Origin of the sequence: Mycolicibacter terrae (genome assembly GCF_010727125.1) — a bacterium.
Taxonomy (GTDB): Bacteria; Actinomycetota; Actinomycetes; order Mycobacteriales; family Mycobacteriaceae; genus Mycobacterium; species Mycobacterium terrae.
In genome coordinates this window covers 1,792,071-1,812,761 of record NZ_AP022564.1, presented here as the reverse complement: position 1 = coordinate 1,812,761, position 20,691 = coordinate 1,792,071, and the positions used below count along the sequence as shown (strand labels likewise).

The following is a 20,691-nucleotide window of genomic DNA, read 5'->3' as shown; positions in this document are numbered from 1 at the left end:
CTCACCATCAACCAAGGAGAAATTGATGACCGTCACGTCCGAACGCAGCGTGCCTCGACTCGAATTCACCGACGCCGAGGCCGGCGCGAAGGAGTTCCCCGACTCCGATTCGCGGAGGTACAACTACTTCGAACCCAGTAAACGCAAGCAGTCGCATTACGAAGACGTGACCGTCGACGTACAGCCCGACCCTCGCCGCTGGCTGGCTCAAGGCTGGCTGTACTCGTTCGCGGACGGCAAGGGCGGATATCCACTCGACTGGACGGCGCTCAAGGCCTGGGGCTCCGACCGCAGCGAACCGGTACGCAGCCCGGGATCGGGCGGGCAGGGCCACGGCTGGCCGGCGCACGGCTGGCATGAGTTCCGGGACCCGAACGAGGGCTGGGAGCTCACGATGTACCGCTACAACGCGAGCGTGGTGCGGCAGCTGACCCAGAACATCGACGCCGCCCGCCAGACCAAGGCATTCGAGCAGTGGCGCACCAACTGGATCGACTTCGTCGCTCGCCACGTAGGCGCGTGGATGCACGTGAACCACGGACTGGGCATGCATGTCTTTGTCCAGAACAACCGGCGTGGCCCGACGAACATGCACAACACCGCATTCGCCATCAACGGCATGCACCGGCTGCGCATGGCGCAAGAGCTGGCGTTGTACAACATGACCCTCACCGACGAGCTCGACGGCTTCGACGGGACGGCGCACCTGTCCGCGTGGAACACCGACAGCGCCTGGCAGGGCGTGCGGGAGACCACCGAGATGCTGACCGCCACCAATGACTGGGCCGAGGCGATCTTTGCGACCAACATCGTTTTCGAGCCGCTGATCGGCGAGCTGTTCCGGAGCCATTTGGTGCAGCAGGCCGCACCGGGCAACGGCGACTTCATCACCCCGACCCTCATGGGCGCCGAGGAATACGACTTCGCCGAGCGTGACTTGCAGTACACGACTCACCTGTTCCAGCTGCTCGTCGATGACAAGGAATTCGCAGCCCACAACAAGGACACCATGCAATCCTGGCTGGCCGCCTGGGTCCCCCGCTGCATCACGGCGGCACGCACCCTGCAACCGCTGTGGTCCCAACCGGATGTGAAGCCGACACGGTTCGAGGAGTGCCTGGATCGCGTCAAGAACCGGTTCAGCGAACTCGTTGCCGGCCTTGGCCTCGACCTTCCCAAAGAACTCGCACAGTGAACACCGGCCATCCGGTCCAACACCCCGCCTAACCCCCTGAGGAGCCTCCTGTTATGAGCACGACGACGTCACCCGAGAACCCATTGAAAAAGAAGGTGCCCACTTCGTACAAGGTCGACAGCACGCCGTCGAACATGTGCGGATTCACGCTGATGAACAACCAGGTCGGCGAGGTCATGGCGGATGTCATGCGTGGCAAGGACAACGTCAGTGTCACCTCTCCGCTTCCCTCGTTGATCCGTGTCGACGGCACGAACCGGATCGAGATTCTCTACGCGGAGATGGACGAGGCAGCTGGTGAGGAAGCCGGCTGGTTCGACCAGGCGGAGTTCGAGGCCAACATGTCGACCCACTACGGCCGGATGGTCTTCCTGGACGACCGCGCGATCGTATTCGCCAACCCCGAGGATGCAGCCGAGTACCTCGATTTCGACCTGGTCGTCCGCGACTAGGACGTCGTGGGTGGGCCGGTCGGCCCCGCCGGCCCACCCACAACCGGCCCGAGCACCAGCCAACTGAAAGAGCATCCGCCCCGCCAACACCCTAGGAGTCATCATGGCCAAGGAATTACGCTTCGGCCCCACTGCACGTGCATTGCTGCAATCCGGCGTAGACCAGCTGGCCGATGCGGTCAAGACGACTCTTGGACCCAAGGGGCGCAACGTCATTCTGGAGAAGATCACCGGCTCACCGGTGGTCACCAACGATGGTGTCACGATCGCGCGCGAGATCCATCTGAAGGACCAGTTCGAGAACATGGGCGCCCAGCTGGTCAAGGAAGCGGCGATCAAGACCAACGATGTCGTCGGTGACGGCACGACGACCGCCACCGTCATCGCCCAGGGAATCGTGCGCGAAGGCATGACGGCGATCGCCCAGGGAGGCAACCCGGTTCTGGTCAAACGCGGCATCGACATGGCCGTGGGCCGTCTGGTCGAGTACCTGAAATCGGTGGCCCAGCCGGTGCGCACCGAACACGACCTGGCTCGGATCGCCGCAATCTCCGCCAACGACGACGATGTCGTCGGCTCCGTCATCGCCAAGGCATTGCACACCGTCGGAGAGTTGGGTGTGGTGACGGTCGAGGAAGCCGGCGAACCCGGAATGAGTGCGAGCTTCGTCGAGGGGTTCCAGTTCGACAACGGCTATCTGTCGCCCTACATGGTCACCAACCCGGCCGGTATGGAGGCCGTCGTCGACGACCCCTACATCCTGCTGTGCAGCGAGAAGATCTCCAAGGTCCAGGAGATCATGCCCCTGCTGGACAAGATCATGCGCGTACCCCGGCCACTGGTGATCCTGGCCGAAAGCCTGGAGGGTTCGGCGCTGAGCATGCTGGTGCAGAACCATGTCAACGGCCTGTTCCAATGTGTTGCGGTGCGTTCCCCGGGTTTCGGCGATCGTCGCCTGGAGAAGCTCGAAGACATCGCCGCCCTCACCGGGGGCGCGGTGCTGAGCCGGCACGCGGGTTTCTCGCTGGAATCGATGACCGTCGAGCAGCTCGGCCGTGCCAAGCAAGTACGGGTCACCGCGGACAACACCACCATCATCGGGGGGGCGTCTGCCGACCAGGTCGATTTCCGGCTCACCCAGCTGCGCGCCGAGCGCGAGCGGGCCACCTATTTCCGTGACAGTGACGTGTTGACCGAACGTATCGCCGCGCTGTCCGGCAAGGTGGCGATGATCACCGTCGGCGCCCCCACTCCGGCCGAGCTCAAAGAGTTGCAGCATCGCGTCGAGGACGCGCTGTCGGCCACCCGGGCGGCGATGGCCGAGGGCATCGTCGCCGGCGGTGGTGCCACCCTGCTGCACGCGGCGCCCGTCTTGGACGAACTCGACGTCAAAAATGATTACGCCACCGGCGTCGACATCGTGCGCCGTACCCTGACCGCACCGGCGTATCTGATAGCGGCCAATGCCGGTTACGATCCCGACGAGGTGGTGGCCCGCACTCTCGAACTCGGCGCCGACGAGGGCTTCGACGCGCTCGACGGCCGCTTCGGGAACATGATCGAATTCGGCATCATCGACCCGTTGCGGGTGGTCCGCTCGGCGCTCCAGAACGGCGCGTCGGTGGCCGGGCTCCTGCTCACAACCAACACCCTGGTTGCCGAGGAGCAGACCTCGTGGGGTGGCAGCGCAGCACTGATGACCGAATTCGGGCCCCTCGACGAGGGTTTGCGCCAGCCCTCCCCCGATGCCAGCACCCCGCAGTCCCTGGGCCTCGGCCCCTCGACCAGTTGATCGGTTCAGGGACTTTCACATAGCGTCCCGGTCCGGTAGGTGCCCCAGGCATCACCGGGCCGGGACGTTCTCCTTGATATCGCCTGCGCCCCGCGCGGAGGTGCGCGCCATCATCGGGCGCACACGAGGCGGGCGGTCGCACGCCGGAGACGGCACGCATTTCCGGTCTTGCTGTCGAGATGAGTGTCGAATAACGAATGGAGTTGGGCAATCTCACAGTGAGACGCCCCGGCTATCTCCCCCCGGCTAGTGTCGTAGTGACTGGTAAGGCGGTATATGACACTCCGTTAGGAGTCGTCACACGGACCCACCCACCTTCCGGGTGGAGGCGAGACCTTACCCGTCCAGGAGCACACCTCCGGATATTTGATGGACAGCCCGTTTGAGCCGGGCGTGTGCGCGATACCCGCGACGTCAACAAACTCTGTTGTACACATCGCTTGTCCTGCCGCACCGGCTTCCCCAGCAGGACAACAGATCCGGGGTGGTCCGAGGGGTGGCGCGGCCTCCTCGGACCACCCCAGCCAGCTCAACGTCGCGTGACCGTCACGAGAGAACGGGATGGAAGTGGATGATATGAGCGAACCCACAATGCCACTGGAGGCGCAGATCATGGCGGTGCTGTCGACCGTCACTAACCCTGAATCGGAACAGACCATCACCGAGCTGGGTTACGTACGAACGGTGACCATCGACGACGACGGCGTCACGATCAATCTCAAGGTGCCCCCGGTAGCGAGCTCTGAAAACCACGCGTACCTACTTGCATTCGAGATCCAGAACGCACTTCAGCGGGCCGATCGGATCGGCGCCATAGAGGTGCTCTTGGACGATCACGCCGACAGCGACACGATCAACGCCGGCCGCGGGTTCCTGCGCAAGGCGCACCGGGCGGCGCTGGAAAGGTGTGTGTCGGCGCTCGTGGAGCGGGATTCCCTTGCTCCCTCCGCAGTTCAGCGTCTCATCCTCCGCGATCTGCCCGATGGCCGCGACAAGACCAGGCTCCTGCACTGCCGTTATGCCCTCGGACTGAGCATGTGCCTGAACAGCAAGGCCTTCGTCGATGCCGATGGCCGGCCATTGCCGGTGGACGAGCTACCGATGCACGCGTGAGCGTGCACTGAATAACCGATCACACCGATTCAAACATCTTCGACGTGTCTACAGATTCTTCGCGCGCCGGCCCGGCGGGACAGTCATCCCACCGGGCCGGTAACGGCGAGGAGGGCGATCACGGGATGAGGATCGCCCTGCCCCGCACCAGCCCGGCGTCGAGATCGTCTAGCGCGCGCTGGAATTCATCGAGCGGGTACTCGGTCGTGTGCAGCACCACTTTGCGCTGGGCTGCCAACACCATCAGCTCCTGCAGATCGTTGTACGACCCGACAAGGTTTCCGATGAAGTTGATCTCCTTGGAGATGACGTCGATGGTGGGAACATCGATATTCTCGCCGTATCCGACCACGAAGTAGTTGCCGGCCCGGCGCAGCATGGCGATGCCCTCTGCGGTCGCGCCACCCTCGCCGACGAAGTCGAGCACGGCCTCCGCTCCATGCCCGGCCGTCAGATCGAGCACGCGCTGCACATGACTGCCGTCCGCCACGATCCCCTCATCCGCGCCGACCGACACAGCCAGTTGCACCGCCGACGGATTGCGGTCCACCACGACGACGGAGACACCTGAAATCGCCTTCAGCACTTGGATTCCGATGTGTCCCAGGCCACCGGCACCGATAACGACGCAGACGTCTCCCGGGCGGGTCAGCCGTGCCACCTTGGCGGCGGCGTGGTAGGCGGTCAGGCCGGCATCCGCGAGCGCGGCCACGTCGGCGGGCTCGAGGCTGTCATCGAGCTTCACCACGCTGCGAGCGCTGGTGCGGAGGAATTCGGCATAACCGCCGTGGGTGTCGACGCCGGGGAACTGACTGCCCTCACAGTGCACATCGTCGCCGAATCGGCACGCACGGCATAGCCCGCAGGTCACCAGTGGGTGCAAAATCACCTTGTCCCCCACCGTGACATTGGTGACCGCGTCACCGACGGCATGGACCCATCCGGCGTTCTCGTGGCCGATCGTATACGGGAGACCCACACCGGTGATCTCTGCCCACTGGCCCTCCAGGATATGCAGGTCTGTGCGGCACACTCCGGCGGCACCGATGCGGACGATGACGTCCAGCGGTCCTTCGATCGTAGGATCCGGTACCTCGACAAGCTGAGGCTTGGTGTGATAGCCGACGACCTGGACTGCCTTCATTGCGAACTCCTCGAATGGTTCTCGTGAATTGTCGTGCCCGGCGGACACCGTCACCGCCGTGCGGCACCCTCATCGCAATTGAACGGCCGCGGGGCGTGCAGATGCGTCTCAGTCTGAGACCCGCCCGCGGGTCGCTGAGTTCCCCGGCGAATTAGCTCGCTGCGCGGCCGGCTCGGCTCACGTGATACCGAACTGGTTGATCTTGCGGTAGATCGTGGCGCGCGACATTCCCAGCGCCTGGGCGGCGGCCGCCTTGTCGCCACCGTTTTCGAGCAGGCTACGTACGATCGCGTCCCGCTCCAGCGCCTCCAGGGCGGTGAGCCGGTGCCGAGCCAGCGAGCGGCATTCGGCGGGAAGCTTGTCCACCCCGATGACGCCGGAACGTTGGACGGCGACCGTTTCGGCCAGCACCCTGCGCAATTGAGCCACGTTGCCCGGCCAGGCCAGCTTCGCCAGCTGCCGCATCGCCTCCGGGGCCAGCCGTACGTCGGCCCCGCGGGTGAGCTCGCGCAGCAGCATCGGCACCAATTCCTCGATGTCGTCGATACGGTGCCGCAGCGGCGGAACGACAGCGGTGTGGGTGAAGTGCGGCACGACGAGCATGTCCACCAGTGTCGAGCGCACCTCGACGTCGGTCGTCACCGCGATCCAGCCGTGCCCGGCACGCGCCTGCAGAATGGCCGCCAGGTGCTCGACGGCCTCCTCAGGGAGATCGTCGATGTTGGCGAGTACCAGTGAGAAATCATCGTCCGCGGTGTGAGCTTCGACTTCAGTGATGAAATCATCTGCACTACTGAACTTTTCCACCCGCAGAAGTCGAACGGACCGTTGTGGCGCCACGAACTGGGCCACCGCCTGCCCGAGCTTGGCGCGCCCTGATCCGCGTTCTCCTTCGATGACCACCCAATTTCGGTCCCGGCAACACTGTTCCACCAGTTGTCCGCAGCGCCGCCACGAACTGCTGCGACCGGCCAGCCCGGGTATGTGACGGGACTGCCGGGCCGGGGCCACGCTGCGCTCAGCGGTCGGCTGGATCTGTACTTGAAATACGGCACTGCCGGTCGAAATTCGCTCCACAGCGGAGATCCGCGCCACGTTCCCGCTCGGCAGCACGGCCAAGCCGGTTGCGGCGTCGGGAGCCTGGATCATCTCGGTCGCGTTGCTCAGTAGCGCGATCTGATCGGCCGGCTCCAGAGCTTGTCGCAGATATTGATTCATCAACACGATGTCGCCGCCGACGGCCAGTACGTGGCCGGGATGTTTGCGGGACTGCTGACGGTAAGCCGACAGCAGTGCAACCTCACTCTCGGTTTTCAGGGTGTTGAGGCGGCCTTCGATTTGATTGCCGACATTCTTGGCCAAGGTGAACTGCATGGGATCGGATTCACCGACCCAACACGTGAGGTTGACGACACCGAGCACCCGGCCGGTAATGGGGTCACGGATCGGTGAACCGGCACAGGCCAGGCCGGTCAGTGCACCGACATAGTGTTCGCTGCCCCTGATGAACGTCGGCCTGCCGCATTCCAGACTGGTGCCGATGCCGTTGGTCCCGGTGAACTCCTCGGCGTAGGAGTAGCCGCGGGCCAGCTGAACCTCGTCGAGCGTCTTCATAATGGCCAGGTCCGTGACCTTGCGGTCCAACACCAGCCCCTCCGCCGACGTCAGGACGATGCCGACCGCATGAAGCGCCATATCATCGGCGAGCCGATGGAGCACGGGAAACGCGGCGCGCACGAGTGGGGTTTCAGCGTTGACATCACGCTGACGTTGCTCATTGATGCGATCGGGCCCGACTCGCCGCTGCTTGGCCCGCCGCCACGAATTCATCACGTAGGGCTCGATCAGCCCCGCCTCGATGATGCCAGTGGACAAAAACTGGTCCCTGGCGTGCTCCTTCGCCGACCGCTCCTCGGCTACTGCTACTGCCGCCTCGAACATTGACCGTAACCCCTGCCGTCACCTCAGGCCCCTACATCGCGCAGGTGTACACAGAATCTATTTCGTGGCACCGCGAGAAGTGACGGTTATCTCAGATTGAGACACCTCTGCTCTGGATCACAGCGTTGCATCTAGCTGCACGTTGGTCTGGCTGGTTCAGACCCGAGTAGATAGGTGGTGACAGTGGATTTCGGGATGTTGCCTCCGGAAGTGAACTCCGGGCGGATGTATGTGGGGCCGGGATCGTCCCCGATGATGGCGGCCGCAACAGCCTGGGACGGGCTGGCCACCGAACTGAGTTCGGCGGCCGCCCACTACCAGGACGTGATCTCAGAACTGACCGGCCAAGCCTGGCAGGGACCGACCGCGACCTCGATGGCCGCCGCAGCAGCCCCCTATGTGCAATGGATGGCCACCACCGCCACCCAAGCCGAACAAGCCGCCTCCCAGGCCAGAGCAGCCGCAGCCGCCTACGAAGCCGCATTCGCCGCCACCGTCCCCCCACCGGTCATCGCCACCAACCGCACCACCCTGGCCACCCTCGTGGCGACCAACCTCCTGGGCCAAAACACACCGGCGATCGCCGCCAACCAAGCCGAATACGGCGCAATGTGGGCACAAGACACCGCCGCGATGTACAGCTACGCAGCCGGCTCCGCAGCCGCCACCACCCTCACACCCTTCAGCCCACCCCCCAAAAACACCAACCCCACCGGCGAAGCCAACCAAACAGCCGCCGTCGCCAACGCCGGAACCACGACCGGCTCCACGGCCGCCTCCGCGCTGGCCACCCTGGCTGCACCGGCGGCAGCACAAGGCGTGGTTCCTGCCCCCATCCAGGCGCTGATCGACAGCTGGCTCAGCTTCACCGGCACACCGCTGATCAGTTCCCTGAACCAATTGGTAGGAAGCGGTGGTTTGACCAGCACCCTGCTCGCGGCCCCGATCTGGGACAGCTCTGCGATGCAATTCCTGCAGTTCATCGGGATGCTCAACGCCGCCGGCGTGAACGGAGGCGCGTGGGGCGAGGCGGCTGCCGCCGCAGCGTTGCCGGCCGCCGCCTTGTCATCCGAGGTCTCCGGCGCCGGCCTGGGGGCAACCCTGGCGGGATCCTCCGGGCCGGTCTCGGCCAGCCTGGGACAAGCCGCGTCGCTTCGAGGGCTTTCGGTGCCACCATCCTGGGTCGCCGCCCCGGCGGCGTCGGGAACGGCATCCCCGGCGATCCGACTTGCCTCAGCCACGGCACTGCCCGCCGCCGGCGGCGTGCCCGGTGCGATGGGTGCTCCGATGATGGGCGGTATCCCCGCGGTCGCGGGTGCGGTCAACGCGCCGCAGAACGGCGAGACCCGCTCCCGCTTCCTGCCCCGGATGAAGGTGCTGCCGACGACCGGCGAGAAGGCCGATGGCCGCCGCGGCGACACCGACCAATGGGTCTCGGCGGACGAGTTCGCCGGCGCCGCGAACAAGCTCACCGACGAAGAACGCATGGAACGCGATGAGCTGCGCCAGGAGATCGCCGAGTTGGCGTTGGAACGCGACGCGGTGGCCTTCCTGCTCCGGGAGGTCAGCCGATCGTGATCGGAATCGACTACGCGATGTTGCCGCCGGAGGTGAATTCCGGGCGGATGTACGCCGGACCCGGTTCGGGGTCGCTGATGGCGGCGGCGACCGCCTGGAGCGGGTTGGCCGCGGAGTTGAGTACGGCGTCCGCCAACTACCAGGAGGTGATCTCAGAACTGGCCGGCGAAGTCTGGCAAGGCCCGGCCGCGACCTCGATGGCTTCCGCGGCCGCCCCGTTCGTGCATTGGATGGCAACCACCGCTGCCCAGGCCGAGCGGGCCGCCACCCAGGTCCGTGCGGCGGCGGCCGCCTACGAGGCGGCGTTCGCCGCCACCGTGCCACCACCGCTGATCACAGCAAACCGGACACGGCTGGCCGCCTTGATGACCACCAATACGCTCGGGCAGAACACGGCGGCGATCGCAGCCACACAGGCCGAATACGGCGAGATGTGGGCCCAGGACGCGGCGGCGATGTACAGCTACGCGAGCGCCTCGGCGGCGGCGGCCACGTTGACACCGTTTCGCCCGCCGCCGCAGAACAGCAACCCGGCCGGCGAAGCCAACCAGGCGGCCGCAGTCCACCAAGCCGGTACCGCCGCAGGATCCTCAGCCGCGTCTGCGCTGCAGAACCTGACCGGGCCGGCGGCAGCGCAGGGCGCGGCCCCCGGACCCATCCAGTCGCTGATCGACAGCTGGCTGGGATTCACCGGTACCCCGCTGATCAGCTCCGCCAACCAGCTCGCGGGGAGCTTCGGCCTGTCGATGGTCAACTTCGGCGCCATCCCGTTCAACAGCTCCGCCTTCCAGATGCTCACACTGTCCGGGATGCTCGGCGCCGGTGGCGTCAACGGCACCGCATGGGGTGAGGCGGCCGCCGCAGCAGCAATGCCGGCGGCCGCGTTGACCTCCGAGGTATCCGGAGTGGGAACCACACTGGCCGCATCCTCCAGTCCGGTTTCGGCCGGCCTGGGTCAGGCCTCGTCGATTCGCGGACTTTCGGTGCCGCAGTCCTGGGTCGCCGCTCCCACCGCGTTGGCGACGAATTCCCCCGCGGCGCTGTACTCGGCTGCGGCCCTGCCCAGCGCGGAGGCCGGCGGCCTTCCGGCGACGACCGCGATGCGGGCCGGTGAATCGTCGGGCGGCCGGCCATTGATAGCCGGCATGGTGAATACGCCGAAGAAGGGCGGTTCCAGGTCCCGGACTCGGGCACGCGTCGCGGCCCCATCGGCAGGAAGGTCCGGTGCGTACCAGGGGACCACCGACCGGTGGGCGCAACCGATTTCGCGTACCGCAGCTGTCACCAGCTCACTGAGCAACCATGAACGCCGCGAACTGGAGGGGCTGCGCAGCGCAGTCGGCGAATTGACCAAGGAGCGCGATGCGGCAGCACGCCTGATCAGAAAGGAATTTAGGGCATGAGCCTGATGGATTTCGGGATGTTGCCTCCGGAAGTGAACTCCGGGCGGATGTATGTGGGGCCGGGATCGTCCCCGATGATGGCGGCCGCAACAGCCTGGGACGGGCTGGCCACCGAACTGAGTTCGGCGGCCGCCCACTACCAGGACGTGATCTCAGAACTGACCGGCCAAGCCTGGCAGGGACCGACCGCGACCTCGATGGCCGCCGCAGCAGCCCCCTATGTGCAATGGATGGCCACCACCGCCACCCAAGCCGAACAAGCCGCCTCCCAGGCCAGAGCAGCCGCAGCCGCCTACGAAGCCGCATTCGCCGCCACCGTCCCCCCACCGGTCATCGCCACCAACCGCACCACCCTGGCCACCCTCGTGGCGACCAACCTCCTGGGCCAAAACACACCGGCGATCGCCGCCAACCAAGCCGAATACGGCGCAATGTGGGCACAAGACACCGCCGCGATGTACAGCTACGCAGCCGGCTCCGCAGCCGCCACCACCCTCACACCCTTCAGCCCACCCCCCAAAAACACCAACCCCACCGGCGAAGCCAACCAAACAGCCGCCGTCAGCCAGGGCGCGGGCTCGGCGGCCGGCGGTTCGGCCCAGAGCATCATCGACCAGATCTTGAACTTCAACCTGGCGGATACGCAGCTCGGCAAGGACTTCCTGGCGTTGAACGGGTCGTTTTCCGGATTACAAGCGGTCATCGGCGGGCTGGGTTATACCGCATCGGGTTCCATGTTCACCATCGTTCCCGGCGTGAACGCGGCCATCACAGCATCTTCGGCGATGACGTCGGCGATGTCGGCGGCCGCGGCAGTCCCGGTGAGCGCGGTGACCACCCTTCCCGAAATGGGCGCGGTGGGGGCGAGCCTGGTGGGATCGTCGGGTTCTGCGTTGGGGGGATTGGGCCGAGCGGGTTCCGTCGGCGGGCTCTCCGTGCCTCCGTCGTGGGGCGCAGCGGCTTCGCCGATGGCCACGGCGTCGGCGAATGTGCGGCTTGCTTCGGCGGCTGCACCCATTGCCGGTCTTGGTGGCATGACCGGCGCCCCAGGCGGATTCATGGGCGGCGGGATGCCCATGCTCGCCGGTGCGGTGAACGCCCCGCGCAGTGGCGAGTCCGGCTCGCGGTTCGGCCCCCGGCTCAAGGTGCTCCCAGAACTGGGTGGCCAGTCCGCGGAGGAACCGTCGACCCGATGGGCGCCGCCTCAACACGCCGCGAGCACCGCAGGCAAATTCACCGAACGCGATGAGCTCAAAGAGCTTCGCAAGGTGGCCGCCGACCTGGTCAAGGAACGCGACATACTGCATCGCTCCGCGGTCGCGCTACTCAAAGACGTCTCGAATTAGCGAGGTCGTGATGGCAACCCGAAACGTGAAGAGACAGCGGTGAATCAGATGCTGCCGGCGGGTGGCCCGGCCCGGCCACCTCCTAGCCCGCCAGCCACCCAGATGCCACGTAAGCAGCCCGATGAACCAATCAAGAGAGGGGAAACCGCATGTCATTCGTGACGACACAACCCGAGGATCTGAACTTCGCCGCCAGCCGCCTGATGAGCATCGGCACCTCGGTCAACGCCGAAAACGCCGGCGCCGCCGGTCCTACCACCGGGGTGATACCCGCAGCAGGCGACCAGGTTTCGGCGCTGACTGCCGCGCAGTTCGCCGCTCACGCGAAGGTCTACCAGGCCGTCAGCACGCAGGCCAAGGCGATACACGACCAGTTCGTGCACATGCTGGCGACCAGTGCCGGCTCCTATGAACTCACCGAGGCGGCCAACGCGGCCTCAGCTGGTTAAGGGGGCGCCATTCGGACCAAATTCTCGTCCAGTCGAACCCTGGTGCGTGAGCCTGCGACGGCCGGCGCACCGACTCGGATTTCACCATTCATCAATGAAGAGGAGAGATTTTCATGGCAACACGTTTTATGACCGATCCGGACGCGATGCGTGCGATGGCGGGGCGTTTTGATGTGCACGCCCAGACGGTGGAGGATGAGGCCCGGCGGATGTGGGCGTCCTCGACGAACATCTCGGGTGCGGGCTGGGGTGGTTTGGCCGAGCGCACTTCGATGGACACCATGGGTCAGATGCAGACGGCGTTTCGCAACATTGTGACCATGCTGCACGGGGTGCGTGATGGTTTGATTCGCGACGCCAACCATTACGAGCAGCAGGAAGCTGCTTCGCAGCAGATCCTGTCGAGCTAGAAGGGTTAGAGGAGAGCAGCTATGAGCATCAATTACCAGTTCGGTGATGTCGACGCCCACGGTGCGTTGATTCGGGCCCAGGCGGCGTCGTTGGAGGCTGAGCATCAGGCGATCGTGCATGATGTGTTGGCTGCCGGGGACTTCTGGGGTGGCGCGGGTTCGGTGGCGTGCCAGGAGTTCGTGGCGCAGTTGGGCCGCAACTTCGCGGTGATCTATGAGCAGGCCAACAGCCACGGTCAGAAGGTGCAGTCGGCGGGCAACAACATGGCCAACACCGACGCGTCCGTCGGCTCCAGCTGGGCCTGACCAAAGCCAGAACACAAGCAAGAACCGGCGCAGCCAACAGGCTGCGCCGGTTCTTTCGTCATGGCCGCCGGTGCTGCGACGGGGCTATTCGGTGTCGTCTCCGTCGTCCTCGGCGGGCGCTACGGGCCGTGCCGCCTCGCGGACCGCCTGCGATGCCGCGCGCAGCTGGGGCGTCACCAGCATCACTTGGCCCAGCACGCCGTTGACGAAGCCCGGCGAATCATCGGTGGACAGCTCCTTGGCCAACTTCACCGCCTCGTCGACGGCGACCGGCTCGGGTACGTCCTCGGCGTGCAGCAGCTCCCAGATCGCCACCCGAAGGATCGCCCGGTCGACGGCCGGCAGCCGCTCAAGCTTCCAGCCCTGCAGGTGCGAGGTGATCAGATCGTCGATATGGGCGCCGTGGGCGGCCACCCCCTGGGCCACCGTGACCGTATACGGGTGCAGCGGCGCCACGTCGGGCTGCTGGCTGGCCAGTTCCGCCCGCATCGCCGCGCCCTCGGCCGGGGTCAGTCCCCGGGCCTCGGATTCGAACAACAGGTCCACTGCGCGTTTGCGGGCCAGGTGACGGCCCCGCACCGCTCGCGCGGGCCGCGCGGATTCGACGTCCCCACCGGCGGGCATGGTCAGGAGTTGACCCGTCCCAGATAGCTGCCGTCGCGGGTGTCGACCTTCAGCTTGTCTCCGGTGTTGATGAACAGCGGCACGTTGATCTGCGCGCCGGTCTCCATGGTGGCCGGCTTGGTCCCGGCACTGGAGCGGTCACCCTGCAGGCCCGGCTCGGTGTGGCTGACCTCCAGTTCGACGCTGACCGGCAGCTCCAGGTACAGCGGGACCCCGTTGTGGAAGGCGATCTGCACCGGCATGCTCTCCAGCAGGTAGTTCGCCGACTCGCCGACCATCGCCTCGGGCAGCGGGTGCTGCTCGTAGTCGGCACTGTCCATGAACACGAAATCGTTCCCGTCGCGGTACAGGAAGGTGGCGTCACGGCGGTCGACGGTGGCGGTCTCCACCTTCACGCCGGCGTTGTAGGTCTTGTCGACAACCTTGCCCGACACCACGTTCTTGAGCTTGGTGCGCACGAAGGCCGGTCCCTTGCCCGGCTTGACGTGCTGGAACTCGACGATCTGCCAGAGCTGGCCGTCGATCACCAGCACCAGTCCGTTCTTGAAGTCAGCAGTTGAAGCCACGTTTTCTACGTCTCCTAGACAATGGTCAGTTCCTTGGGGAACCGAGTCAGCAATTCCGGGTGTGTCCCCGCGGATGCGGGTGCGGCACCGCCGACCACGAGCGTGTCCTCGATCCGGACGCCGCCACGATCGGCCAGATAGACGCCGGGCTCCACGGTCACCACAGCACCGGCAAGCAGTGTACCGTCGGCCGCCGCGTTGATTCCCGGCGCTTCATGGATCCGCAGACCCACCCCGTGGCCGAGGCCGTGGCCGAAGGTCTCGGCGTAGCCGGCGTCGGCGATCACCTGGCGCGCGGCGGCATCGACGTCGCGCAGCCTGGCGCCCGGCACCAGTGCCTCCCGGCCGGCCCGCTGGGCAGTCGCCACCACCTGGTAGATCTCACGCTGCCAGTCCGCCGGAGGGCCCAGCACGAAGGTACGGGTCATATCGGAGTGGTAGCCGGCCACCAGAGCACCGAAGTCGATCTTGACGAAGTCGCCGGCGGCCAGCACGGCGTCGGTCGGCCGGTGATGCGGAACCGCCGAGTTGGGGCCCGCGGCCACGATGGTCTCGAACGAGGCGGCGTCGGCGCCATGGTCGAGCATCCGGGCTTCCAGTTCCCGGCCGACCTCCCGTTCGGTGCGGCCCGGGCGCAGCCCGCCGCGCTCCACCACATCGCTCAATGCCGCGTCGGCGGCCTCGCAGGCCAGCCGCAACAGAGCGACCTCACCGGCGTCCTTGACCTCCCGCAGCGCCTCCACCATGCCCGAGGCGCGAACCAGTTCGGTATTCGCACCGGCGCTGTGGGCTGCGGCCAGCACCGCCGACAGGGTGTCGAACCCGTCCACGGTGACCACATGTCCCTCGAACCCCAGCCGGCGCACCCCGGCCGCCGCCGCCTGCGCGACCAGGTGGCTCGCTCCGGCGCGCTCGATCGCCGTCTGCAGGTCGGGGGCCTGCCGGGCGGCCTGGGTGCGGTATCGGCCGTCGGTCGCCAGCAGCGGGGGCCGGTCGTCGGCCCATCGGTCGGCGTAGACCAGCAAGGCACCGGCCGACCCGGTGAATCCCGACAGGTACCGCACATTGACCAAGTCTGTGACCAGCATCGCGTCCAATCCGGCCGCACTGATCGCGGCGCCCAGACGCAGCCGACGGGAGGAATGTGTCACGCGGTGTGACGGTACTCGCTACGCTGTGGCCCCATGAGCAAGTGGTTTCTTCGCGGATTGGTCTTCGCAGCGCTGATGGTCGTCATCCGCCTGATCCAGGGGGTGTTGATCAACGCCTTCGAAGCACAGGCCGGCCTGATCAGCCTGATCCTGGTGATCTTGTTCGCGATCGCCGTGATGGTGTGGGGCCACTCGGACGGCCGCGCCGACGCCAGAGCCAACCCCGACCCGGACCGGCGCGCGGACCTCGCCATGACCTGGCTGGGTGCCGGACTGGTCGCCGGTCTGATCAGCGGAGTGGTGACGTGGATCATCGCCCTGGTCGACAAGGCGCTCTACGTCAGCAGTTTGTTCAACGAGCTGACAAGTTTCGCCGCCTTCACCGCGTTGCTGGTGTTCGTGCCGGCAGTGGCTGCGGTCACGCTGGGACGCCGTCGCGTCGACAAGGACTACGAGAAGGCCCCGCAACGCCACCACGGCCTGGCCGCCCACGAGGGCGCACCCGCCACCGATGTGTTCGCCACCGTGGGCGCCGCTCCGGTGGCTTCCGAGGAGGCCTCCGAGATCGGGGCCGCCCAGACCGACGCCGCCGCCACGCAACCCGATGCGGGCGCGACGCTGGCCGGTCCCTCCGGGGGCTTCACCACCGAGGAGTTCCCGGCCGACACCGAGACGACCTCCGAGATCCCCGCGATCCCGGAGGACGGTGGGGAGACTCAGCCGGGCAACTCGGCCAGGTAGCGCAGCGCCAGCAGGTAGCCCCGCACCCCCAGGCCGACGATCACCCCGCTGGCGATCGGGCTCAGGTAGGAATGCCGCCGAAAGTCTTCGCGAGCATGCACATTGGAGATGTGCAGTTCGATCAACGGTGCGCTCAGCTCGGCGCAGGCGTCGCGCAGTGCCACCGAGGTGTGGGTCAGTCCACCGGCGTTGAGAATCACCGGTTCGGCGGCGTCGGCGGCCTGATGAACCCACTCCAGCAGTTCGGCTTCGCTGTCGCTCTGCCGCACCACGACGTCGACGTCCAGCACCGTCGCCTCCCGCTCGATAAGCGCCTGTAGGTCCGCATAGGTGGTGTCGCCGTAGACATCCGGTTCGCGCAGACCCAGCCGCCCCAGGTTCGGGCCGTTGATGACGTTGATCCGGTTCACCGTCGCTCCAATCGGAAGCGCCGGCCCACCTCGTCATAGGCGGCGGCCAGCAGCATCGGGTCAGGACCTTCGAGCCGGCCCGGCTTGGCCAAGCCGTCGAGCACCACGAATCGCAGCACCCCGGCCCGGTTCTTCTTGTCCCCCATCATGTATTCCAGCAGCGCCGGCAGGGCGCTCTCGTAGTAGCTGACCGGCAGGCCCAGCGACAGCAGGATCGAACGGTGCCGGTCGGCGGTCTCGTCGTCGAGTCGTCCGGTGACGCGGGCCAGTTCGGCGGCGAAGACCAGCCCGACCGACACCGCGTCTCCGTGCCGCCATTGGTAGTGCTCCAGCGCCTCGATCGCATGCGCGAGAGTGTGGCCGTAGTTCAGGATTTCGCGCAGACCCGACTCGCGCTCGTCGGCGGCGACGACTTCGGCCTTGACGGTGATGGAGCGCCGGATCAGCTCGCCCAGCACCTCGCCGCTCGGGTCCATCGCAGCTTGGGGATCGGCTTCGATCAGGTCCAGGATCACCGGATCGGCGATGAAGCCGGCCTTGACGATCTCGGGCATGCCGGCGACGATCTCGCGCTGCGGCAGGGTCTCCAGGGTGGCCAGGTCGACGACGACGGCCGTCGGCTGATGGAACGCGCCGACGAGGTTCTTGCCGGCTTCGGTATTGATACCGGTCTTGCCGCCGATCGCGGCGTCGACCATCGCCAGCAGGGTGGTCGGCACATGCACGATCGAGATGCCGCGCAGCCAGGTGGCCGCCGCGAAGCCTGCCACGTCGGTGGCGGCGCCCCCGCCGAGACTGACCAGGGCGTCACGCCGATCGAGGCCGATGCGGCCCAGCACATCCCAGATGAAGCCCAGCACCTGCAACGACTTGCCGTCCTCGGCATCCGGGATCTCGACGCGGTGTGCCTCGATCCCCTTGTCGGACAGATAGGTTCGGATGCCCTCCGCGGTCTGCTCCAACGTGGGCTGATGCAGGATCGCCACCTTGTTGCGGCCGGCGAGCAGGCCGGCGAGATCACCGAGCAGGCCTTTGCCGATCACCACCGGGTACGGCGGGTCGGTTGCCACCGTCACGGTGATCGGCTCGGGAATCTCGGTCACGTGCGTCCTCCGGTCTGTCGTGCGGCAAGCGTGGCGGGAGTGGGCGGTGAGCCGGGCGGCGGCGGTTGTGCCCGGCCGGATGCGTCCGCCGTGCGGTCCGGCGCGCCGGCCTCCAACCGGGACACGATATAGCGCACCACCGCTCCCGGGTTTCGCCGGTTGGTGTTGACCCGGATCGTCGCCAGGCGCCGGTAGAGCGGCACCCGCGCGGCCATCAACTCACGGAACTTCTCGGCTCGGCCCGGCCCGGCCAGCAGCGGGCGTACGGTGCTGCCGCCGGTGCGCCGTACCCCTTCGGCGGCGCTGATCTCCAGGAACACCACGGTGTGCCCGGCCAGGGCGTCTCGGACCCCGGGGCTGGTGACTGCTCCCCCGCCCAAGGACAACACGCCGTCGTGATCAGCCAGCGCCGCGCGCACCACTTCCTCCTCGATGCGGCGGAACTCCTGCTCGCCGTCGGTCGCGAAAATGTCGGCGATGCTCCGGCCGGTGCGGGCCTCGATGGCGGCGTCGGTGTCGAGCATCTCGACGCCGAGCGCCTTGGCCAGGCGCCGGCCGATAGTGGACTTGCCCGCTCCGGGCAACCCCACCAGAACCGCTCTGGGCGCCACGGTCTACCCCGATGCCCGCGCCTGGTCGCCCACCGGCCCGCGCTCGGCCACCGAACGCCGATATGCCTCGATGTTGCGTCGGGTTTCGGTCAGCGAGTCCCCACCGAACTTGTCCAGCGCCGCACGGGCCAGCACCAACGCCACCATGGCTTCGGCCACCACCCCCGCGGCCGGGACGGCGCACACATCGGAGCGCTGGTGGATCGCGACCGCCTCATCGCCGGTGGCCATGTCCACGGTGGCCAATGCCCGCGGGACGGTGGAGATCGGCTTCATCGCCGCGCGCACCCGCAGTGGCTGGCCGTTGGTCATTCCGCCTTCAAGCCCGCCGGCCCGGTTGGTGGAACGCACCACACCGTCGGGCCCGGGGTACATCTCGTCGTGGGCCGCGCTGCCGCGCCGGCGGGCGGTGGTGAAACCGTCGCCGATCTCGACCCCCTTGATCGCCTGGATGCCCATCACCGCGGCCGCCAGTTGACCGTCCAGCCGGTCGTCGCCGCTGATGAAGGACCCCAGCCCGATCGGCAGGCCCGAGACGACCACTTCCACCACCCCGCCCAGGGTGTCGCCGTCGGCCTTGGCCGCCTCGATCTCGGCGATCATCGACTGCTGCGCCTTCTCGTCATAGGCACGGACCGGGCTGGCGTCGATCGCGGCCAGGTCCTCGGGTGCGGGCACCGGGCCGTCGTAGGGGTCGGAGGCGCCGATCGAGATGACGTGGGAGATCACCTGCACGCCGAGGGCCTGATCCAGAAACGCCCGGGCAATGGTGCCCGCGGTGACCCGTGCGGCCGTCTCACGCGCGCTGGCCCGCTCCAACACCGGGCGGGCGTCGTCGAAGCCGTACTTGAGCATGCCGGCGTAGTCGGCGTGGCCGGGCCGTGGTCGGGTCAACGGTGCGTTGCGGGCCCCGCCTTCGGCGTCGAGCACGTCCGGATCCACCGGATCGGTGGACATCACCGTCTCCCACTTGGGCCATTCAGTATTGCCGATCTCGACCGCGATCGGGCCGCCCAGCGTGACCCCGTGGCGCACCCCGGACAAGACGGTGACCGCGTCGGCCTCGAACTTCATCCGGGCACCGCGGCCGTAGCCCAGGCGACGGCGGGCCAGTTGGGCCGCGATATCAGCCGAGGTGACGCCCACTCCGGCGACCATGCCCTCGACCACTGCGACCAGCGCGCGACCGTGTGATTCCCCGGCGGTTATCCAACGCAACACGTGTCCCATCTTCCCATGCCGGTCTGGGGAGCTCGGGCTTGGAGGACTTTACGGTTCAGCACACCGAAGGCTCAGTACAGCGCGAAACCCCGGAATTATCCGGTTCACCACCCGCTGGGGGCTCAGGAACCGTTCTTGAGGATCAGATAGGTGACCGCGTCGGGCCCGTTGCTGGGCGAAGTCACCGCATTGAGCTGGCTGCCCACATTGCCCACGACGCCATCGAGAATCCGATCGAAGTCCTCGGCGGAGGTCTGCGGGTCGATCAGCACCAGCGGGGATTCGCCGGGCGCAACCGCCGTGCTCGGGTCCAGCAGGTAGCCGCCGAACGACTCGGCATTACCGGCCGAGGTCTGCGCGAACAGGTCCAGCCACTGCACGGTGGCGTCGGTTCCCTCGGCGTTGGACAGCGTCACCGCAGGAACCTGCACGTCAGGCAGGGACGGCGATGCCATATTGGTGGCCACCACAGCGCCACCCACGACGACCGCAGCAGCGACTACGCCCCCGACTACAGCTCGCTTCACGGTCACCCCCTCGGTCATAACAGATCAGTGCTATACCCCGTCAGCACAGTTAATACTGGAATATTACCTAATAGCGGGCTGAGTGGCAAACGATTCCTGTCAAGGCTAACCACGGCGTTAATTTGAGTTCGCTGATCTCGACGTCGCCGGTGACCTCCACAATTGGGCTGACCCGACGTCCTCAGAACATTCCCAGACCCGCCGCCACCGCGCTGGCCAGGCACATCGATGGCCCGTGCGGAACCGTTGGACCCCGGTGCGCCAGCGCGGCGAGCAGCCCCCAGACCCCGGTCAGCAGCGGCGCGCACAGTGCCGCCAGCAACCACACATCGGCGCCGAAGGAGCCGGTCAATGCGCCGAGCCCGGCGGCGAGTTTGACGTCGCCCGCGCCCAACCCGGCGGGTACGACGAGGTGCACGGCCAGATAGACCGCGGTCAGCGCCGCCGCCCCGGCCAGCGCCGCGGTCCCCCGCCCGGACCCGGCCGCGACTGCCGGCACCACCACCGCCGCGGGCAGCGTCAGCCAGTTCGGCAGCCGGCGCTGCCGGATGTCATAGCCGCTCAGCAGTATCAGCCACGCCGCCACCAGAGCCGCCACCATGGCGCCA

General features: G+C 66.9%; 23 protein-coding genes. 12 read left to right on the top strand and 11 right to left on the bottom strand.

All coding sequences use genetic code 11. The features are described 5' to 3' along the window. Nucleotides 1-25 precede the first annotated feature (25 nt). From G6N23_RS08910 to G6N23_RS08895, 4 genes are all read left to right on the top strand, one after another. A complete protein-coding gene (locus G6N23_RS08910) occupies nt 26-1,195 on the top strand; it encodes a ferritin family protein (protein WP_085259605.1) in 1,170 nt (389 codons plus the stop codon). 134 nt (nt 1,196-1,329) lie between these two features. After that, nucleotides 1,330-1,647, top strand: coding sequence for a propane 2-monooxygenase effector subunit MimD (mimD, locus tag G6N23_RS08905; protein WP_197701547.1), 318 nt, complete (start codon nt 1,330-1,332; stop codon nt 1,645-1,647). Between the two features lie 103 nt (nt 1,648-1,750). Next, nucleotides 1,751-3,439 carry a chaperonin GroEL gene (groL, locus tag G6N23_RS08900; protein WP_085259607.1) on the top strand — a complete coding sequence of 563 codons (1,689 nt, stop codon included), beginning with the start codon at nt 1,751-1,753 and terminating at the stop codon, nt 3,437-3,439. A gap of 576 nt (nt 3,440-4,015) precedes the next feature. Beyond that, the gene (locus G6N23_RS08895) at nt 4,016-4,552 is read left to right on the top strand and encodes an iron-sulfur cluster assembly protein (protein ID WP_157997535.1); all 537 of its coding nucleotides are present in this window, start codon (nt 4,016-4,018) and stop codon (nt 4,550-4,552) included. A 118-nt stretch (nt 4,553-4,670) separates the two neighbouring features. Here G6N23_RS08895 and G6N23_RS08890 read toward each other — a convergent pair whose 3' ends face one another. Together G6N23_RS08890 and G6N23_RS08885 are read right to left on the bottom strand one after the other, a co-directional pair. Beyond that, the gene (locus G6N23_RS08890) at nt 4,671-5,696 is read right to left on the bottom strand and encodes an NAD(P)-dependent alcohol dehydrogenase (RefSeq protein WP_085259630.1); all 1,026 of its coding nucleotides are present in this window, start codon (nt 5,694-5,696) and stop codon (nt 4,671-4,673) included. Nucleotides 5,697-5,873: 177 nt separating this feature from the next. Then, nucleotides 5,874-7,391: a sigma-54-dependent Fis family transcriptional regulator gene (locus G6N23_RS08885; protein WP_275991222.1), complete on the bottom strand. Its 1,518-nt coding sequence runs from the start codon at nt 7,389-7,391 to the stop codon at nt 5,874-5,876. On the opposite strand from G6N23_RS08885, the gene G6N23_RS22575 reads away from it, so the two are divergent. The 7 genes from G6N23_RS22575 to G6N23_RS08855 all read left to right on the top strand — a co-directional run bounded on the left by G6N23_RS22575 (nt 7,380) and on the right by G6N23_RS08855 (nt 13,129). Next, nucleotides 7,380-7,640, top strand: a complete 261-nt coding sequence (locus G6N23_RS22575; protein ID WP_275991223.1) for a hypothetical protein — start codon at nt 7,380-7,382, stop codon at nt 7,638-7,640. The genes G6N23_RS08885 and G6N23_RS22575 overlap by 12 nt on opposite strands. Before the next feature lie 180 nt (nt 7,641-7,820). After that, nucleotides 7,821-9,215 carry a PPE family protein gene (locus G6N23_RS22570; protein ID WP_085259631.1) on the top strand — a complete coding sequence of 465 codons (1,395 nt, stop codon included), beginning with the start codon at nt 7,821-7,823 and terminating at the stop codon, nt 9,213-9,215. After that, nucleotides 9,212-10,618, top strand: a complete 1,407-nt coding sequence (locus tag G6N23_RS08875) for a PPE family protein (RefSeq protein ID WP_085259610.1) — start codon at nt 9,212-9,214, stop codon at nt 10,616-10,618. The genes G6N23_RS22570 and G6N23_RS08875 overlap by 4 nt, the downstream gene beginning before the upstream one ends. Before the next feature lie 5 nt (nt 10,619-10,623). Next, the gene (locus G6N23_RS08870; protein ID WP_095174194.1) at nt 10,624-11,964 is read left to right on the top strand and encodes a PPE family protein; all 1,341 of its coding nucleotides are present in this window, start codon (nt 10,624-10,626) and stop codon (nt 11,962-11,964) included. Nucleotides 11,965-12,113: 149 nt separating this feature from the next. After that, nucleotides 12,114-12,413 carry a PE family protein gene (locus tag G6N23_RS08865; protein ID WP_085259612.1) on the top strand — a complete coding sequence of 100 codons (300 nt, stop codon included), beginning with the start codon at nt 12,114-12,116 and terminating at the stop codon, nt 12,411-12,413. Nucleotides 12,414-12,526: 113 nt separating this feature from the next. After that, a complete protein-coding gene (locus G6N23_RS08860; protein ID WP_083081615.1) occupies nt 12,527-12,823 on the top strand; it encodes a WXG100 family type VII secretion target in 297 nt (98 codons plus the stop codon). Nucleotides 12,824-12,844: 21 nt separating this feature from the next. Beyond that, nucleotides 12,845-13,129, top strand: coding sequence for a WXG100 family type VII secretion target (locus G6N23_RS08855; RefSeq protein WP_047317298.1), 285 nt, complete (start codon nt 12,845-12,847; stop codon nt 13,127-13,129). Nucleotides 13,130-13,213: 84 nt separating this feature from the next. Here G6N23_RS08855 and nusB read toward each other — a convergent pair whose 3' ends face one another. From nusB to G6N23_RS08840, 3 genes are read right to left on the bottom strand one after another with little or no spacing between them, the layout of a single operon-like run. Continuing rightward, a complete protein-coding gene (nusB, locus tag G6N23_RS08850) occupies nt 13,214-13,753 on the bottom strand; it encodes a transcription antitermination factor NusB (RefSeq protein WP_085261288.1) in 540 nt (179 codons plus the stop codon). 2 nt (nt 13,754-13,755) lie between these two features. Then, nucleotides 13,756-14,319 carry an elongation factor P gene (gene efp, locus G6N23_RS08845; protein WP_085261287.1) on the bottom strand — a complete coding sequence of 188 codons (564 nt, stop codon included), beginning with the start codon at nt 14,317-14,319 and terminating at the stop codon, nt 13,756-13,758. A 14-nt stretch (nt 14,320-14,333) separates the two neighbouring features. Continuing rightward, nucleotides 14,334-15,470: an aminopeptidase P family protein gene (locus G6N23_RS08840; protein ID WP_085261286.1), complete on the bottom strand. Its 1,137-nt coding sequence runs from the start codon at nt 15,468-15,470 to the stop codon at nt 14,334-14,336. 33 nt (nt 15,471-15,503) lie between these two features. Between G6N23_RS08840 and G6N23_RS21530 the strand changes: the two genes are divergently transcribed. After that, nucleotides 15,504-16,211 carry a B-4DMT family transporter gene (locus G6N23_RS21530; RefSeq protein WP_085261285.1) on the top strand — a complete coding sequence of 236 codons (708 nt, stop codon included), beginning with the start codon at nt 15,504-15,506 and terminating at the stop codon, nt 16,209-16,211. Here the strand turns inward: G6N23_RS21530 and aroQ are convergent. From aroQ to G6N23_RS08805, 6 genes are all read right to left on the bottom strand, one after another. Beyond that, nucleotides 16,187-16,621 carry a type II 3-dehydroquinate dehydratase gene (gene aroQ / locus G6N23_RS08830; RefSeq protein ID WP_085261284.1) on the bottom strand — a complete coding sequence of 145 codons (435 nt, stop codon included), beginning with the start codon at nt 16,619-16,621 and terminating at the stop codon, nt 16,187-16,189. The two genes, G6N23_RS21530 and aroQ, sit on opposite strands and share 25 nt — an antisense overlap. Beyond that, the gene (gene aroB, locus G6N23_RS08825; protein ID WP_085261290.1) at nt 16,618-17,715 is read right to left on the bottom strand and encodes a 3-dehydroquinate synthase; all 1,098 of its coding nucleotides are present in this window, start codon (nt 17,713-17,715) and stop codon (nt 16,618-16,620) included. Before aroB ends, aroQ begins: the two co-directional genes overlap by 4 nt. Before the next feature lie 5 nt (nt 17,716-17,720). Further along, nucleotides 17,721-18,335, bottom strand: a complete 615-nt coding sequence (locus G6N23_RS08820) for a shikimate kinase (RefSeq protein ID WP_085261283.1) — start codon at nt 18,333-18,335, stop codon at nt 17,721-17,723. Between the two features lie 3 nt (nt 18,336-18,338). After that, entirely contained in the window at nt 18,339-19,565 is a 1,227-nt protein-coding gene (gene aroC, locus G6N23_RS08815; RefSeq protein WP_173675026.1) for a chorismate synthase, read from the bottom strand. Between the two features lie 113 nt (nt 19,566-19,678). Beyond that, the gene (locus G6N23_RS08810; RefSeq protein ID WP_234808636.1) at nt 19,679-20,083 is read right to left on the bottom strand and encodes a hypothetical protein; all 405 of its coding nucleotides are present in this window, start codon (nt 20,081-20,083) and stop codon (nt 19,679-19,681) included. Nucleotides 20,084-20,264: 181 nt separating this feature from the next. Beyond that, nucleotides 20,265-20,684, bottom strand: coding sequence for a prepilin peptidase (locus G6N23_RS08805; protein WP_085261280.1), 420 nt, complete (start codon nt 20,682-20,684; stop codon nt 20,265-20,267). Nucleotides 20,685-20,691 lie beyond the last annotated feature (7 nt).

Coding starts and splice junctions, on each gene's coding strand:
- G6N23_RS22575 (WP_275991223.1), top strand. CDS start 7,380: ATGAAGCGCCATATCATCGGCGAGCCGATGGAGCACGGGAAACGCGGC.
- G6N23_RS08865 (WP_085259612.1), top strand. CDS start 12,114: ATGTCATTCGTGACGACACAACCCGAGGATCTGAACTTCGCCGCCAGC.
- G6N23_RS08860 (WP_083081615.1), top strand. CDS start 12,527: ATGGCAACACGTTTTATGACCGATCCGGACGCGATGCGTGCGATGGCG.
- G6N23_RS08885 (WP_275991222.1), bottom strand. CDS start 7,391: ATGGCGCTTCATGCGGTCGGCATCGTCCTGACGTCGGCGGAGGGGCTG.
- nusB (WP_085261288.1), bottom strand. CDS start 13,753: ATGCCCGCCGGTGGGGACGTCGAATCCGCGCGGCCCGCGCGAGCGGTG.
- G6N23_RS08855 (WP_047317298.1), top strand. CDS start 12,845: ATGAGCATCAATTACCAGTTCGGTGATGTCGACGCCCACGGTGCGTTG.
- G6N23_RS08870 (WP_095174194.1), top strand. CDS start 10,624: ATGGATTTCGGGATGTTGCCTCCGGAAGTGAACTCCGGGCGGATGTAT.
- G6N23_RS08910 (WP_085259605.1), top strand. CDS start 26: ATGACCGTCACGTCCGAACGCAGCGTGCCTCGACTCGAATTCACCGAC.
- groL (WP_085259607.1), top strand. CDS start 1,751: ATGGCCAAGGAATTACGCTTCGGCCCCACTGCACGTGCATTGCTGCAA.
- G6N23_RS21530 (WP_085261285.1), top strand. CDS start 15,504: ATGAGCAAGTGGTTTCTTCGCGGATTGGTCTTCGCAGCGCTGATGGTC.
- G6N23_RS08890 (WP_085259630.1), bottom strand. CDS start 5,696: ATGAAGGCAGTCCAGGTCGTCGGCTATCACACCAAGCCTCAGCTTGTC.
- aroC (WP_173675026.1), bottom strand. CDS start 19,565: ATGGGACACGTGTTGCGTTGGATAACCGCCGGGGAATCACACGGTCGC.
- G6N23_RS08805 (WP_085261280.1), bottom strand. CDS start 20,684: ATGGTGGCGGCTCTGGTGGCGGCGTGGCTGATACTGCTGAGCGGCTAT.
- G6N23_RS08895 (WP_157997535.1), top strand. CDS start 4,016: ATGAGCGAACCCACAATGCCACTGGAGGCGCAGATCATGGCGGTGCTG.
- mimD (WP_197701547.1), top strand. CDS start 1,330: ATGTGCGGATTCACGCTGATGAACAACCAGGTCGGCGAGGTCATGGCG.